13 protein-coding genes are annotated in these 16,012 nt (G+C 24.0%); 7 read left to right on the forward strand and 6 right to left on the reverse strand.

Annotated features, from left to right (window positions below; translation table 11 throughout):
- Nucleotides 1–5: 5 nt before the first annotated feature.
- The 5 genes from cyoE to cyoA all read right to left on the reverse strand — a co-directional run bounded on the left by cyoE (nucleotide 6) and on the right by cyoA (nucleotide 4,714).
- On the reverse strand, nucleotides 6–857 hold the full coding sequence (gene cyoE, locus IX46_RS02325; protein ID WP_053940547.1) for a heme o synthase: 852 nt from the start codon (nucleotides 855–857) through the stop codon (nucleotides 6–8).
- A 31-nt stretch (nucleotides 858–888) separates the two neighbouring features.
- Nucleotides 889–1,215, reverse strand: coding sequence for a cytochrome o ubiquinol oxidase subunit IV (gene cyoD, locus IX46_RS02330; protein WP_053940393.1), 327 nt, complete (start codon nucleotides 1,213–1,215; stop codon nucleotides 889–891).
- Entirely contained in the window at nucleotides 1,215–1,829 is a 615-nt protein-coding gene (cyoC, locus tag IX46_RS02335; protein WP_053940394.1) for a cytochrome o ubiquinol oxidase subunit III, read from the reverse strand. Before cyoC ends, cyoD begins: the two co-directional genes overlap by 1 nt.
- Nucleotides 1,830–1,840: 11 nt before the next feature.
- Nucleotides 1,841–3,805, reverse strand: a complete 1,965-nt coding sequence (gene cyoB, locus IX46_RS02340; protein ID WP_053940395.1) for a cytochrome o ubiquinol oxidase subunit I — start codon at nucleotides 3,803–3,805, stop codon at nucleotides 1,841–1,843.
- Between the two features lie 72 nt (nucleotides 3,806–3,877).
- A complete protein-coding gene (gene cyoA, locus IX46_RS02345; RefSeq protein WP_053940396.1) occupies nucleotides 3,878–4,714 on the reverse strand; it encodes a ubiquinol oxidase subunit II in 837 nt (278 codons plus the stop codon).
- A gap of 283 nt (nucleotides 4,715–4,997) precedes the next feature.
- On the opposite strand from cyoA, the gene IX46_RS02350 reads away from it, so the two are divergent.
- The 6 genes from IX46_RS02350 (at nucleotide 4,998) to IX46_RS02375 (ending at nucleotide 13,326) form a co-directional block, all read left to right on the forward strand.
- A complete protein-coding gene (locus tag IX46_RS02350) occupies nucleotides 4,998–5,303 on the forward strand; it encodes a BolA family protein (protein ID WP_053940397.1) in 306 nt (101 codons plus the stop codon).
- Nucleotides 5,304–5,513: 210 nt separating this feature from the next.
- Nucleotides 5,514–6,812, forward strand: coding sequence for a trigger factor (gene tig, locus IX46_RS02355; RefSeq protein ID WP_053940398.1), 1,299 nt, complete (start codon nucleotides 5,514–5,516; stop codon nucleotides 6,810–6,812).
- Between the two features lie 71 nt (nucleotides 6,813–6,883).
- Complete coding sequence (gene clpP, locus IX46_RS02360) at nucleotides 6,884–7,477, forward strand: ATP-dependent Clp endopeptidase proteolytic subunit ClpP (protein ID WP_053940399.1); 594 nt, start codon at nucleotides 6,884–6,886, stop codon at nucleotides 7,475–7,477.
- A 90-nt stretch (nucleotides 7,478–7,567) separates the two neighbouring features.
- A complete protein-coding gene (gene clpX, locus IX46_RS02365) occupies nucleotides 7,568–8,848 on the forward strand; it encodes an ATP-dependent Clp protease ATP-binding subunit ClpX (RefSeq protein ID WP_053940400.1) in 1,281 nt (426 codons plus the stop codon).
- Nucleotides 8,849–9,017: 169 nt separating this feature from the next.
- Entirely contained in the window at nucleotides 9,018–11,351 is a 2,334-nt protein-coding gene (gene lon / locus IX46_RS02370; protein ID WP_053940401.1) for an endopeptidase La, read from the forward strand.
- A gap of 115 nt (nucleotides 11,352–11,466) precedes the next feature.
- Nucleotides 11,467–13,326, forward strand: coding sequence for a SurA N-terminal domain-containing protein (locus IX46_RS02375; RefSeq protein WP_053940402.1), 1,860 nt, complete (start codon nucleotides 11,467–11,469; stop codon nucleotides 13,324–13,326).
- Between the two features lie 61 nt (nucleotides 13,327–13,387).
- On the opposite strand, the gene queC is transcribed toward IX46_RS02375, so the two are convergent.
- Nucleotides 13,388–14,098, reverse strand: a complete 711-nt coding sequence (gene queC / locus IX46_RS02380) for a 7-cyano-7-deazaguanine synthase QueC (protein WP_053940403.1) — start codon at nucleotides 14,096–14,098, stop codon at nucleotides 13,388–13,390.
- Nucleotides 14,099–14,256: 158 nt separating this feature from the next.
- Here queC and IX46_RS02385 point away from each other — a divergent pair, with 158 nt between their 5' ends.
- Nucleotides 14,257–15,996 carry a SmdA family multidrug ABC transporter permease/ATP-binding protein gene (locus IX46_RS02385; protein ID WP_053940404.1) on the forward strand — a complete coding sequence of 580 codons (1,740 nt, stop codon included), beginning with the start codon at nucleotides 14,257–14,259 and terminating at the stop codon, nucleotides 15,994–15,996.
- Nucleotides 15,997–16,012: the final 16 nt, after the last annotated feature.

Here is a 16,012-nt window from a genome sequence, read left to right on the forward strand (position 1 = left end):
AAACATTAAAATTTAGAATCGACCGCAATCAAAAAATTAAAAACAACAACTACTATAATAGATAGAAAAAATATTTTCCTAGATAATTTTAAATTATTTTTTTCTTTTATATTCATATAAGATATATACAACCAATACAAATTTATAATAGAAACTAAACAAAGAAAAATATAACTTAAATAACCTAAAAAAGTTAATATAAAACTAGATATAGTAAAACATATTATATAATAAAAAATATGTTTTTTTGTTTTTAAAATACCTCGTTCTATAGAAAAAAAACGTAAATTTGCATTTTTGTAATCTTCTATATAAACAATAGAAATAGCATAAAAATGAGGCATTTGCCAAAATATAAACACAAAAAATAAAAATAAAGAAAATAAATCAAGAGTATTATTAACAGCAGCATAGCCGATTAAAGATGGAATTGATCCAGAAAAACTTCCAACAAAAGTAGAATATATCGATGTTCTTTTTAAGAATGTATAAATAAAAACGTAAATAATAAATCCTATTATCGATAAGAACATGGATAAAAAGTTTACTAAAGCACCTAATATAAAAATACCGAGTAAACCTATGCAAACTCCAAAAATACCAGCTGATATCGGTCGAATTAATTTCTTTACTAAAGCTCTATTTTTTGTCCTACACATTTTGGAATCTATTTTTATATCAATCAAGTTATTGAAAACACAACTAGATGCAATAATTAAAGATGCCCCTGAAATAGTAGATATAAATAAAACAAAATTAAAAGATAAATGTGAAGTAAATAAAAAACTACCCATAATTAAAATTATATTACCTAAAACAATACGAGGTTTTATAATTTCTAAATAATATTTAAGCATATGAAAAAATAAGTATATTATAAAATTATTTTTACACCATAGCATGATGCTGTAAATTAAACATAATCCAAACAGATCCAGAAATAACAATAAACACAATAATAAAAACAAATAATAAAGACATTAAATACCAATTATTTTTCGAAATATTATTTAAATGTAAAAAATATATAAAATGTATGATAATCTGAAAAAAAGCACAAAATAAAATAATGAATCGACTAATTTTGTAAGAAAAAACATGATTTTTTTCAATAAAAAATGGAATTATAGTGAAAAGTACAGAAAGTAAAAAACCAAATATATAAGATTTTACTTTTTCATCAAAACAATGCTTTTTTTGAAAAAATTGACTCATTAAATGACTCCATTTAAATAAATAAAAGTAAAAATACAAACCCATATAATATCTAAAAAATGCCAAAATAAACTAAAACATAATATTCGAACTGTAATAGTATCAGTTAATCCGAGCTTAAAAATCTGATAAATAATAGACAATATTAAAATTAAACCGAAAATAATATGAATACCATGAACACCTAAAATTGTAAAAAAAATAGAAAAAAAAGCATGTTTGTTTGGCGTGCAATTTTCTATAAACAAATTACGAAACTCATTTATTTCCATTACAAGAAAAATTACACCCAAAAAAAAAGTAATCATCAAGTAAAAATAAATTATTTTTATGTTTTTTTTATTTTTTTCTAAAGTTAACATAGCACATGTTAATGAACTTATTAATAAAACACACGTTTCAAAAAAAACAGAAGATAAATTAAAAATTTTATGATTAATAAATTTTTCAGGTAAATTATGAAAAAAAATTGCATATACAGCAAATAAAACAGAAAACATAATGCAATCACTCATTAAATATATCCATAACCCAAGCAATTTATTACTTTTTACAATATATTTTTGTTTATTAAATAAGGAGGATAATGTTTGATTATTTACTTTTTTTATCATTTTAAACCTGCTTAATTTATATTTGAAGGTAATTGATTTTCTATCTTTTTAATTTCTTCTATAGAAACTATATACTCATTATCTTCGTTCATGCTTTTTACAATTAAACTCAAAATTATAATCAAAAAAGACAATAGACATAACCAATAAATATGCCAAACAGCAGAAAAACCAAATATTAAAGATAAAAATCCAATAAAAAATCCTAATTTTGTATTTTTCGGCATATGAATTTCATGATATTCAATATTTTTTATGCTTTTATTTTGTTTTTTTGTTACCCAAAAATCATCTTTATTTTGAACATGAGGAATAATAGCAAAATTATAAAAAGGTGCGGGAGAAGAAGTAGACCATTCTAAAGTTCTACCATCCCATGGATCGCCGCTAACATCTAAATTATCATGACGATTTTTTATCGAAAGAAAAAATTGTATTATTTGACAAATTATACCTATACCAATAAAAACAGCTCCAATAGCAGCAATAGATAATAAAAAATGAAATTCCGAATCAATATTTTGACTTAAACGACGAGTCATGCCCATAAAACCTAAAAAATACAAAGGCATAAAAGCAGTAAAAAAACCTATTATCCAAAACCAAAATGCACGTTTACCCCAAGTTTCATTTAAAACAAAACCAAATAATTTTGGAAACCAATAATTAATTCCAGCAAAACAACCAAAAACAACACCGCCAATGATTACATTGTGAAAATGAGCTACTAAAAATACACTATTATGTAAAATAAAATCAGCTGGTGGTATAGATAATAATACACCAGTCATTCCACCAATCGAAAAAGTTAATAAAAATCCAATCGTCCATAACATTGAAGAATGCATATAAACACGACCTTGATACATAGTAAACAACCAATTAAAAATTTTTACTCCAGTAGGAATTGCTATAATCATAGTAGTGATGCCAAAAAAAGCATTCACATTTGAACCTGCACCCATAGTAAAAAAATGATGTAACCAAACAATAAAGGATAAAATAGTAATAGCTAAAGTAGCCCATACTAATGAAACATATCCAAATAAACACTTTTTCGAAAAAGTAGCTACTACTTCTGAAAATATACCAAATACTGGAAGAACTAGAATATACACCTCTGGATGCCCCCAAATCCATATTAAATTCACATACATCATGGCATTCCCGCCAAGATCATTAGTGAAAAAATGAAAATTAAAATAACGATCTAGTGTTAATAACAAAAGAGTAATAGTTAACACTGGAAAAGATATTGTGATTAATATATTTGTACATAAAGAAGTCCAAGTAAATACAGGCATTTTAAAGAAATTCATTCCAGGTGCTCTCATTTTTAGAATAGTTACTAAAAAATTAATTCCTGTTAAAGTCGTTCCAATGCCAGAAATTTGCAGACTCCAAATCCAATAATCTACTCCAACTCCAGGGCTATACTTAATACCAGATAAGGGTGGATAAGCTAACCATCCAGTTTGTGCAAATTCACCTACGCCTAAAGAAATAGTTAATAAAACAGCACTACTTACGTTTAACCAAAAACTTAAACTATTTAAAAAAGGAAAAGCTACATCACGAGCCCCAATTTGTAATGGTACTACTAAATTCATTAACCCGATAACAAGAGGCATTGCTACAAAAAAAATCATTATAACACCGTGTGCTGTAAATATTTGATCATAATGATGAGCAGGTAAAAAACTATGGTTTCCCGAAGATGCAATGACTTGTTGAGCACGCATTAATATTGCATCTATAAAACCCCTGAACAACATAATAAAAGCTAATATTCCATACATAATCGCTATTTTTTTATGATCAACAGTGGTAAACCATTCACACCACAAATATTTCCATTTTTTATAATAAGTAATACCTGCAATTAAAAATAATCCAATTAATATAATAAAAGTATAAGTCACCATTATAATAGGTTCATTGTATGGAATTGCGTTTAATGTGAGTTTTCCAAACATATTTAACTTCCTCTGAAAACATAAAATAATTATTTTTATATTTACATTTTTATTAAAGATACATTTTAATGATTAATAAAATATTCTCTTAAATAACATTTGATCAACGTTAGAAAAATATTCTACATAATGATTTTCATTAGGAAAAGACACTTTTTGAAACATTTTTATAGTATTTAATTGTTTTGGTGATTTTTGTATTTTATTAATCCAACTTAAAAAAACTTTTTTATTTGGTAATGATATTGCAGTAAATTTCATATTAGAAAAACCTTTACCGCTATAATTTGAAGATATACCTTTATATTTTCCTGAATCGTTAGAAATTAAATTTAATTTTGTTATCATTCCAGGCATAGCATATATTTGACTGCCAAGAGATGGAATAAAAAAGGAATTCATAACAGAATTAGAGGTTATATTAAAAATAACTGGGGTATTTACAGGAAATGCTATTTCATTAATACTTGCTATATTATAATCCGGGTAAATAAAAAGCCATCGCCAATCTAATGCAATAACATTAATCTTGATAGGTTTATATTTAGATACTATAGATTTTTGAGGGTCTAATACGTGACAATAATTCCATGTTAAATATGCTAAAAAAGAAATGATTAAAACAGGTATGAACCAGACTATTGTTTCTATTATTTTAGATTCAGAACAATCTGGTTTATATATTTGATTGATATTAGAAGCTCGATATTTCACTGAAAAGTATATTGTCATAAAAAATACAGGAACAATGACAAACAACATCATTATAAATGATATTAAAATTAATGAATGTTCTTGTTTAGCAATTGTTCCATGGGAAGTTAATAGCATATTATTACAACCATTTAGTATAAAGACATTTGAAATCAACAATAATATTTTAAATTTATTCAAATTTTTATATATCATTTTGGAAAACCTTAAATTTAATATTTATTAATTAAAATTATGATAATTATTTTTAATTAATTACAAATTTTATATTTCAAAAGAACTATTAATTTTTGAAATAATTGAATTATTTATCAAAAATTGATAAAATTTAAAATAAAAATATGTTTTTATGAAGTATTTTATTATTTAAACAGAATTACTGATTTAAAAAGTATCTTAAAATAATTTTATAAAATCTTATATAAAAAATTGTTTTAAACTATTTTTTATTAATCAATCAGGATATAAAATTAATATTATGTGCTTAGAAAAAATAAAAAATTATTTAATATTAAAAATGAATATCAGAAAAATTAAAATCTATAATGATAGTAGTCTTCATAAAAAAAATGAAAATGTTCTTACACATCTAAAAATAATTATTGTTAGCGATGATTTTAATAACAAAAAAAAAGTTAATAGACATCGTTTGATATTTGAAAAATTATACGAAATATATAAAAAAAATATATACTCAATTACATTGTATACTTATACTGCACATGAATGGAAGTCTAAAAAACATAAAGAAAACAGCCCATTACTATGCTATCAAAAAACATAATAAAAATTATAATAAATATAAGAAATAATTCTATTTTTGGATGAATTCTAAAAAATAATTTTAATTTTTATAAAATGTGTAAATAAAAAACTAAAAAATTTATCATATAAAAGATACTGAAAAAATTTTATTCAATTTAAAAACTATTAAAAAATTTATAAAATATCTAAAATTAACTAATAAATAATAGTTTAAATGTAAGGTAATAAGATGAAATTTCTTTTGGAAAAAACGCAAGATGCAGGTCATCGTGTTACAATCAATATCCCCAAAATAATAATAGAAAATGCTGTTTTTCAAGAGTTTTATAAAATAAATCAAAATACTAAACTCAATGGTTTTAGAAAAGGGAAAGTTCCTATTAAAATAATAGAACAAAAATATGGAAATAGTGTTTATTATGATGTATTTAACAAATTAATGCAAAAATTTTTTTTTGAATTTTTAAACAAAGAAAAAATTAATATTATTGGTTATCCTAAATACTATATAGGCCAGAAAAAAGATAAAGATACAAATTTTAATTATTCTGTGACTTATGAAGTCTATCCTGCTGTAGAAATAACAAAAATAAACTCAATCAAAGTAGAAAAAATTATTGTTAATCTCACTGATGAAGATATAAAAAACACGATAGAAAAAAAAACAATTATTTGGGGTGAAGTCAATAGAGCTATTAAAATTAATGATCGAGTCACAATTAATTATTCAATTTATAAAAACAACAGAAAAATAAATCAATTTAATAATCAAAACATTCAATTTATTGTTTTTAGAAACGATTTGTTAAATCAATTAAATAACATAATAATGCACCGTTATATTAACGATATTGTTTTTTTTAAAATATTTTTTTCTTCATCACACCCAGAAAATGTACTTAAAAACAATAATATAACATTTAAAATTAAAATAACAAAAATTGAAGAAGAATTAAAAGTAGATAAAAATATTCACAATGATAAACTTTTTAAATTAAATTTTCAATCTATAAAAAATACGATCATTCAAAATATAAACCAATTCAAAAAAGATCATTTAAAAAATCAAATTATATATAAAATATTAAAAAATAATCCAATTAAAATACCTCCTATTCTATTACAGGAAGAGAAAAACGCTTTACATAGAAAACTTCTTGAAGAATATAAAACTAAAAAAGGAAATATTTTAGACAAAAGATATCATATTAATCTTAAATTACAAGCTCAAAAAAGATTATCTACTAAGTTAATTCTAGAAAAAATTATTAATGATAATAAAATTTTAATTGATGAAAAAAAAATCGATTCAAAAATCAAAGAAATATCTTTAAAATATAAAAAACCATTAGAAATTATTAACCTGTATAACAAAAACAAAATACTAAAACAAGCTATACAAAATTTAGAATTAGAAAACGAAGCTATAAATTTTTTAAAAAACAAAGTTAAAATTATCGAAAAATACTATACTTTTAATGAATTTATAAGTTATAAATTAAATTATTCCGAAGAATTATATTTTTAAAAATATTTCAATTATGAAACAATTAATATTTTAATTGTTAATATAAATTTTTATCAAGAGAACACTAAATAATGTCTAATTCAATATTGATTCCAATGGTAGTTGAACAACATTCAAGAGGAGAACGTTCATATGATATATATTCAAGATTATTAAAAGAACGTATAATTTTTATGAGTGGCAATATAGAAGATAACATGGCAAGCGCTATTATAGCTCAAATGCTTTTTTTAGAAGCTGAAAATCCAGAAAAAGATATATTCTTGTATATTAACTCACCAGGTGGCATTATTACTTCAGGCATGTCTATTTATGATACTATGCAATTTATTAATCCAGATGTGAGAACTATTTGCATTGGTCAAGCATCTTCTATGGCTGCTTTTTTGCTAGCATCTGGAACTAAGGGAAAAAGATCTTCTTTACCTAACTCTAGAATTATGATTCATCAACCGTTAGGTGGATTTCAAGGGCAAGCATCAGATATTGCTATTCATGCAAAAGAAATAGTAAGAATGAAAAAACAATTAAATCAATTGTTTTCTTTTCATACTGGTCAACCTGTTAAGAAAATAAATAAAGATACAGAAAGAGATTGCTTTTTATCAGCTCATGAATGTATTCAATATGGATTAATTGACTTGATCTTAAATACACGAAAATAAAAAATTTTTACAAAATGTATTTTTATTAAAAAAATAAAATAGAATCTATTTACTCAAAAATCAACAAATACCAAAAAAGAGGTTTAAAATATGACAGATAAGAGTAAAGATGATTCTAACAAATTACTTTGTTGCTCTTTTTGCGGAAAAAATCAAAAAGAAGTCGAAAAACTTATTGCTGGGCCATCAGTATGTATATGCAATGAATGTATCAAATTATGCAGTAATATTATTGAAGAAACAAAAATTTTAAAAGATATTCAAAATAACGATTTAAAAAATTTACCCACACCACATGAAATCAAAAAACATCTTGATGATTATGTAATAGGACAAGATCATACAAAAAAAGTTTTATCTGTTGCGGTTTATAATCATTACCAACGTATTAGAAATATAAATCAAACTAAAGAAAAAACTGAACTTGGTAAAAGTAATATTTTATTAATTGGACCTACTGGAAGCGGAAAAACACTATTAGCTGAAACATTAGCAAAACTATTAAATGTACCTTTTAGTATCGCTGATGCTACAACTTTAACGGAAGCAGGATATGTAGGAGAAGATGTTGAAAATGTTATACAAAAACTATTACAAAAATGCAAATATAATGTAAAACAAGCAGAATTAGGTATTATATATATAGATGAAATCGATAAAATTTCAAGAAAATCTGACAATCCTTCAATAACAAGAGATGTTTCAGGAGAAGGGGTTCAACAAGCTTTACTAAAAATCATAGAAGGAACTTTAGCATCTATTCCGCCTCAAGGTGGTCGTAAACACCCACAACAAGAATTTTTACAAGTCAATACTTCAAATATTTTATTTATATGTGCAGGAGCATTTTCAGGATTATCTAATATCATTGAGAAAAGAATTGATATAAGCAGTGAAATTGGATTTAATGCAAAAATTAATAATCAAAATAAAAAACAATCAGAAAAAGACTTATTAAATCAAGTCGAACCAAAAGACTTGATAAAATTTGGATTAATCCCTGAATTTATTGGACGTTTACCTATTATTACAATAGTCAATGAATTAACAGAAAATGCACTTATTGAAATATTATGCAAACCTAAAAATGCTTTAATCAAACAATATCAAACATTGTTTAATTTAGAAAAAGTAAAATTAGAATTCGATCAAAAATCAATTCACGCTATTGCAAAAAAAGCAATGTTAAAAAAAACAGGTGCAAGAGGATTGAGATCTATTATTGAAAAAGTTCTATTAAATATCATGTATGAATTACCATCAATGAAAAATGTAAAAAAAGTACTCATAACCGAATCAGTAATACACTCAAAATCATCACCTAAAATAATATATGAAAAAAATAAATCAAAAAAAGCATCTGGTGAATAAATAATAAAAATCTTAATAAAGTTTAATTCTAGCTTTATTTACTTTTAAAAATCTATATATTAAATATAAAACGATTATTAAATCGATTATAAATATAACTGTATATTTTTATATCTTGCAGTTTTCAAATTTAAAAACATCAGCGGAAATTCAACTAAGAGAGAGCTCTATGAATTCTGAGCGTTCTGAACGCATTAAAATTCCCGTTTTACCATTAAGAGATGTAATTGTATATCCTCATATGGTTATTCCATTATTTGTAGGTCGAAAAAAATCAATTAAATGCATCGAAACATCTATGAATAATGATAAAAAAATTATGTTAATTGCACAAAAAGAAGCATCAAAAGATGACCCAAAAATAAATGATTTGTTTCATGTAGGAACCATTAGTTCAATTTTGCAAATGTTAAAACTTCCAGATGGTACAGTAAAAGTATTAGTTGAAGGATTACAACGTGCATATATCAAAAATTTAATTGACGCAGGAGAACATTATATCGCTGAAGTAGAATTAATTAATATTTCTAATACGTTAAATAAAGAGCAAAAAGTATTAATTAAAACAACAATTAATCAATTTGAATCTTATATTAAACTGAATAAAAAAATTCCATCGGAAATATTAAATACTCTTAATAATATAACAAACTCGGAAAAATTAGCAGATACAATTGCAGCACATATGCCGTTAAAATTAAGCGATAAACAATCAGTATTAGAAATAAAAAATATAAACAAAAGATTAGAATTTTTAATGACTATAATGGAATCAGAAATTGATTTACTACAAGTAGAAAAAAGAATTAGAAATCGCGTTAAAAAACAAATGGAAAAAAGCCAAAGAGAATACTATTTAAATGAGCAAATAAAAGCTATTCAAAAAGAACTAGGTGATATGGACGAAGTTCCAGATGAAAATAAAATTTTAAAACAAAAAATTAAATCTTTAAAAATGCCTAAAGAAGCTAAAGATAAAACAGAATCAGAATTGCAAAAGCTAAAAATGATGTCACCAATGTCTGCAGAAGCAACTGTAGTAAGAAGTTATATTGATTGGATGATACAAATCCCATGGAATAAAAAAACGAAAATAAAAAAAGATATTAAGGAAGCTAAAAAAATTCTTGATATTGATCATTTTGGACTTGAAAAAGTAAAAGAAAGAATATTAGAATATTTAGCAGTACAAAGTAGAACAAATAAAGTTAAAGGACCTATTTTATGCTTAATTGGTCCTCCAGGTGTAGGAAAAACATCATTAGGTCAGTCTATTGCACGGTCAACAGGTAGAAAATATGTCAGGATGGCGTTAGGTGGAATAAGAGATGAAGCAGAAATAAGAGGTCACCGTCGTACATATATAGGATCTATGCCTGGAAAATTAATTCAAAAAATGATTAAAGCAAAAGTAAAAAACCCATTATTTTTACTCGACGAAATTGATAAAATGTCTTGTGATGTTAGAGTGGATCCAGCTTCCGCATTATTAGAAGTACTTGATCCGGAACAAAATGTGAATTTTAATGATCACTATTTAGAAGTAGATTATGATCTTTCTGATGTAATGTTTGTAGCAACTTCAAATTCGATGAATATACCTACTCCACTACTGGATAGAATGGAAATTATTCGACTATCTGGTTATACAGAAAATGAAAAATTAAATATAGCAAAATCTTATTTATATCCTAAACAAATTGAAAGAAATGCTTTAAAAAAAGATGAACTCACTATTACTGATTGCGCAATAATGTGTATTATTCAATACTATACAAGAGAAGCTGGAGTTCGTAGTTTAGAGCGTGAAATATCTAAAATATGTAGAAAAGTAGTTAAACAATTAATTTTAGATAAATCTATAAAACATATTGAAATAAATAAAAAAAATATAAATAAATTTTTAGGAATAAAACGATTTGACTATGGTAAAACACATCGTATCAATCAAATCGGACAAGTAGTCGGATTAGCATGGACAGAAGTTGGTGGAGAATTGTTAACAATTGAAACAGCATGTGTTTCAGGAAAAGGAAAACTTACCTATACTGGCTCTTTAGGTGAAGTGATGCAAGAATCAATTCAAGCTGCACTAACAGTAGTTCGATCACAAGCGGACAAACTAGGAATCAAAAAAGATTTTTATGAAAAACATGATATTCATGTACATGTCCCAGAGGGTGCAACTCCTAAAGATGGGCCAAGTGCTGGAATTGCAATGTGCACTGCTATAGTTTCTTCTCTAACAAACAATCCTGTTAAATCTAATATTGCAATGACCGGAGAAATCACTTTACAAGGAAAGGTACTAACTATTGGAGGATTAAAAGAAAAGCTATTAGCAGCACATCGCGGAGGCATAAAAACTGTTTTAATACCATATGAAAATCAGCGTCATTTAGAAGAAATACCAAAAAATATTATTTATGGATTAAAAATACATCCAGTAAAAAATATTAAAGAAGTTTTAATATTAGCTTTAGAAAAAAAACCTTATATATAATTATAAAATATGCTTATATTATATAAAACATAAATTTGGCTGGCAAAATTGTCAGCCTTTATAATAAATTAAAATATTAAAAAAATTTTAATAGAATATTTAGGACCGTTTTATAATGATGCAATTTTTTAAAACAAGATCAAAACGTATTGTGATTCAATGTATTTTAGGAATAATTATTTTATCAATAATATTTGGTACGTTAAATAATTATATTCATAAAGATACCAAAAAATATGTTGCGGAAGTTAATCAAGAAAAAATTAGTTTCGAAACAATTCAAAATATGTTTAATATCGAACTAAACAAAAACAAAAAGATACTGAAAAAAAATCTTAATCTAGTTGATAAAAAAACACTGAAACAGAAAATATATAATTATGTATTATCTCAGTTAATCAATAATATTTTGTTGGAACAATATGCAAAAAATATTGAATTTCACTTAAGTAACAATGCAGTTAAAAAAGTAATATTCAACTCTGATATATTTCAAGAAAATAATAAATTTAATAATAAAAAATATTTAAACTATTTACAATCACTTAACTTAACAAATAACGAATACATAGAACTAATTAAAAAAAAGTTAAACACAATAAATTTAATTAATACTATTGCGGAGACAGATTTTATATTAGATAGTGAAAAAAAAAATACACTAAACTTATTAACTCAAAAAAGAACAATTAAAAAAGCTATTTTTAAAATTCATTCTATACAAAATCAAAACGTAAATAATATAGAAATTTTGAACTATTTTAAAAAAAATAAAAATAAATTTTATGATCCAGAAAAATTTAAAATTAGTTATATTCACATAGAACCAAAGCAATTCAATATTAAGTGTAATAATGAAGAAATTAAAAACTGGTATCAAAAAAATCTCAAAAAATATACAACACAAGAAAAAAGAAATTATAGTATCATTCAGATAAAAACTAAAAAAGAAGCTTTATTGATATTATCACGATTAAAAAAAGGAGAAAATTTTGAAAAAATAGCTAAAGAAAATTCAATAGACCCAATCTCTTCTAAAAAAGGAGGAAACATCGGATGGATAACAATTAATTCCATGCCTGAAGAAATAAAAAAATCGAATTTAAACACAATAAATCAAATTTCTAATATTATTAAATTTAATCATGAATTTTTAATTATTAAATTAAATAACATTCTAGTTAAACAAACAAAAAAAATCTCTGAAGTATTCAATATAATTACATCTGAAATAAAACAAAAAAAAGCTTTATCTATTTATTATAATCTAAAAAATAAAATCTTATTGTTATCTAAAACACATAAAGATAGATTTGATTTAATCGAAAAAAAGATTAATATAAAATCAATAGAAACACCTTGGTTTGATAAATATTCTATCCCAAAAATATTGACAAATACTACATTAAAAAAAATAATTTTCACACAAGGATTGCTAGATAGAGAAAAAAAAATGAGGTCACATTCAGGGTTAATTGAATTAAAAAATAATCAATTATTTTTATTAACCATAAATAATTTTAAAGAAAAAAAATTAAAAAATTTTCAAGCAGTGAAAAAAAATATTATAAAAATTTTAAAATATTCTAAAGCAGTTAAAGAAACCAAAAAAGCAATAAAACAAGTATTATTTAATTTGAACCATGGAAACCAAGATATTTTAAGAAAAAAAAATATAGTTTTTAACCACTCAGAAATCTTTTCTAGGTATGATGATAATCCGATCGTAGATAAAATTTTTTCAATACCATATAAAAATAACGAAAAAAAAATTTATATTATGTACCAAGATAAAAACAAAAATTTTATAATTGCATTTATATCAAAAGTATATAATGAAAAATTTTCAAATAATGAAGAAGAAATGATTATAAAATATTTAGAAAAAAATAACATAGAAAAAATATTTAATTGTATTATTAAAAATCTTCATAAAAAATCTAAAATTATATATAACCAAATAAAAAACATATAAATATATACGAAAAAACAAAATATTTTTAAATTCAACGTGATAAATACGTTTACAAATATAATTAATCATAAAAATTAAATTTTTTTTTCAATTTTTTCATGTAATATGCAGGATTAGATTTCCATTTATCAAATCCGTCACGACGAATACAACAGGCTTTACATTGACCACATCCATTACCCACTAAACCTTTATAACAAGTTACTGTATGATTAAAAATAAATTCACTTAAATTCCAATAATGCGATAAAGACCATATTTCTGCTTTACTTAAATTCATCAAAGGAACTTTAAAATTGATTTGATAATCCATTCCGATTTGAATAACACGATTCATAGTTTCAATAAATTCATTTCTACAATCCGGATAACCAGAAAAATCAACAGTATTAACACCTAAAACAACAGAATCAATTTGATTATTAAAAGCGTATATAGAAGATAAAGTTAAAAATAAAATATTTCGACCCGGAACAAAAGTACTAGGTAATAAAGGATTTAATTGATGACTACTAAAAATAGAAATATTTTTATCAGTTAAGCTACTTTTAGCAAGATTTTTTAAAAATTTAATATCTATGAATATATGTTTTTTCACTTTAAAGTATTTTGATATAAAACGAGAAGAATCAATTTCGGATTTATGTATTTGATCATAATCAAAAGTAATACAATAAATTTCTTTATATAAATGAGAATAATGTATTAAACAGGTTGTTGAATCTTGCCCACCACTAAAAACTATTAGTATTTTTTTCTTATTTTTATTCATATTTTATTTTTATATGTTATTTAGAGATATTATAATTAATATTATATATTAAGAACAGAGAAAAATGTTTTTAATTTATTAGTTTTAAAAATACAGTCAATTAACGATATATAACGTTAAAATATATATTTTTAATATTTACATGCTAGGATTATATTGTGAGATTGTTTAAACAATTAAAATGGTATTTTATACAAGAATGGAAACGCTATCTAGGATCTATTGTGTTATTAATAATAATAGCATTATTGCAATTAATACCGCCTAAAATAATTGGAGTTTTAACAGATTTAATTGTCAAAGAAAAGATAAGTGGCATAAAAACAGCACCTTGGATTTTGATAATTTTTTTAATTGCTATTACTATATATATATTAAGATATTTATGGAGAATTCTATTATTCGGAGCCTCTTATAATCTCGCAACAGAATTAAGAGTAAAATTTTATTCACATCTAAGCAATCAAAGTCAAATATTTTTTTTGAAAAATAGAACTGGAGATTTAATTGCTAGAGCTACAAATGATGTAGATCGTGTTGTATTTGCAGCAGGAGAGGGTGTTTTAACTCTCATAGATTCATCTATCATGGGTTTATCTGTATTAATTATTATGATTACGCAAATTAGCTGGTTGTTAACAACGATTGCTCTTATACCCATGCCTATTATGGCAATTTTAATTAAACAATATGGAAGAGAATTACATGATAAATTTAGAAAATCACAAGATTTATTTTCTTTATTAAATAACCACACACAAGAAATATTAACCAGTATTCGAATGATTCGATCATTTGGATTAGAAAAAAATCAATTAAAAAAATTTAATAAAATTGTCAATGAAGCTGGAAAAAAAAATATGCAAGTAGCAGAAATAGATGCACGTTTTGATCCGGTTATTTACTTATCAGTAGCATTTTCTAATGTTCTAGCTATTACCGTAGGTGGGTATTTAGTATGGAATCAAACGATCACAATAGGCCAATTAACAAGTTTTGTCATGTACTTAGGTTTAATGATTTGGCCAATGTTAGCACTAGCATGGATGTTTAATATTGTTGAAAGAGGTAGTGCAGCATGGGAAAGAATTTATTTAATTATTAATAAAAAACTATACATTGAAGATGGCAAGAAAACTATATCTAACATTGCAAAAATAATACATGTTCATATTGATTCTTTTTTTTATCCGAAAAGTAATATTGCATCTTTAAAAAAAATTCATTTTACTCTTTTACCAGGAAAAACTTTAGGTATTTGCGGGCCAACTGGTTCTGGAAAAAGCACTTTGTTGAAATTAATCCAAAGACAATTTAAAATTACTAAAGGAGAAATAACTTATGATTCAATTCCATTGTTACAATTCAAAGTCGATCATTGGCGAAGTAAAATTTCTGTTGTGAATCAAACTGCATTTTTATTTTCAGATAATATATATAATAATATTGCTTTAGGAAAACCAAACGCTTCTAAAAACGAAGTCGAGACAGCAGCAAAATTAGCAGACATACATAAAGATATCATATGCTTACCTAAGGGATACCAAACAGAAGTTGGAGAGCGTGGAGTAATGTTATCTGGTGGTCAAAAACAGCGCATTTCTATAGCTCGAGCGCTATTATTAAATACAGAAATATTAATTTTAGATGATGCTTTATCTGCAGTAGATGGAAACACTGAAAATAATATTTTAAATAACTTACAAAAATGGAAACAAACTAGATGTTCGATAATAATCGTAGCGCACCGTTTATCTGGATTAATTAAATCAGATGAAATCATTGTTATTAAAAAAGGTACAATTATTCAAAAAGGAACTCATAAAAAATTAATAAAAGAACAAAATTGGTATCAATCTGTATATAACCAACAAAACAAAAAAATTGAGGATAATTAAGAATAGATGAGAAATT

The sequence above is a fragment of the Buchnera aphidicola (Aphis glycines) genome, assembly GCF_001280225.1.
Classification (GTDB): domain Bacteria; phylum Pseudomonadota; class Gammaproteobacteria; order Enterobacterales; family Enterobacteriaceae; genus Buchnera; species Buchnera aphidicola_E.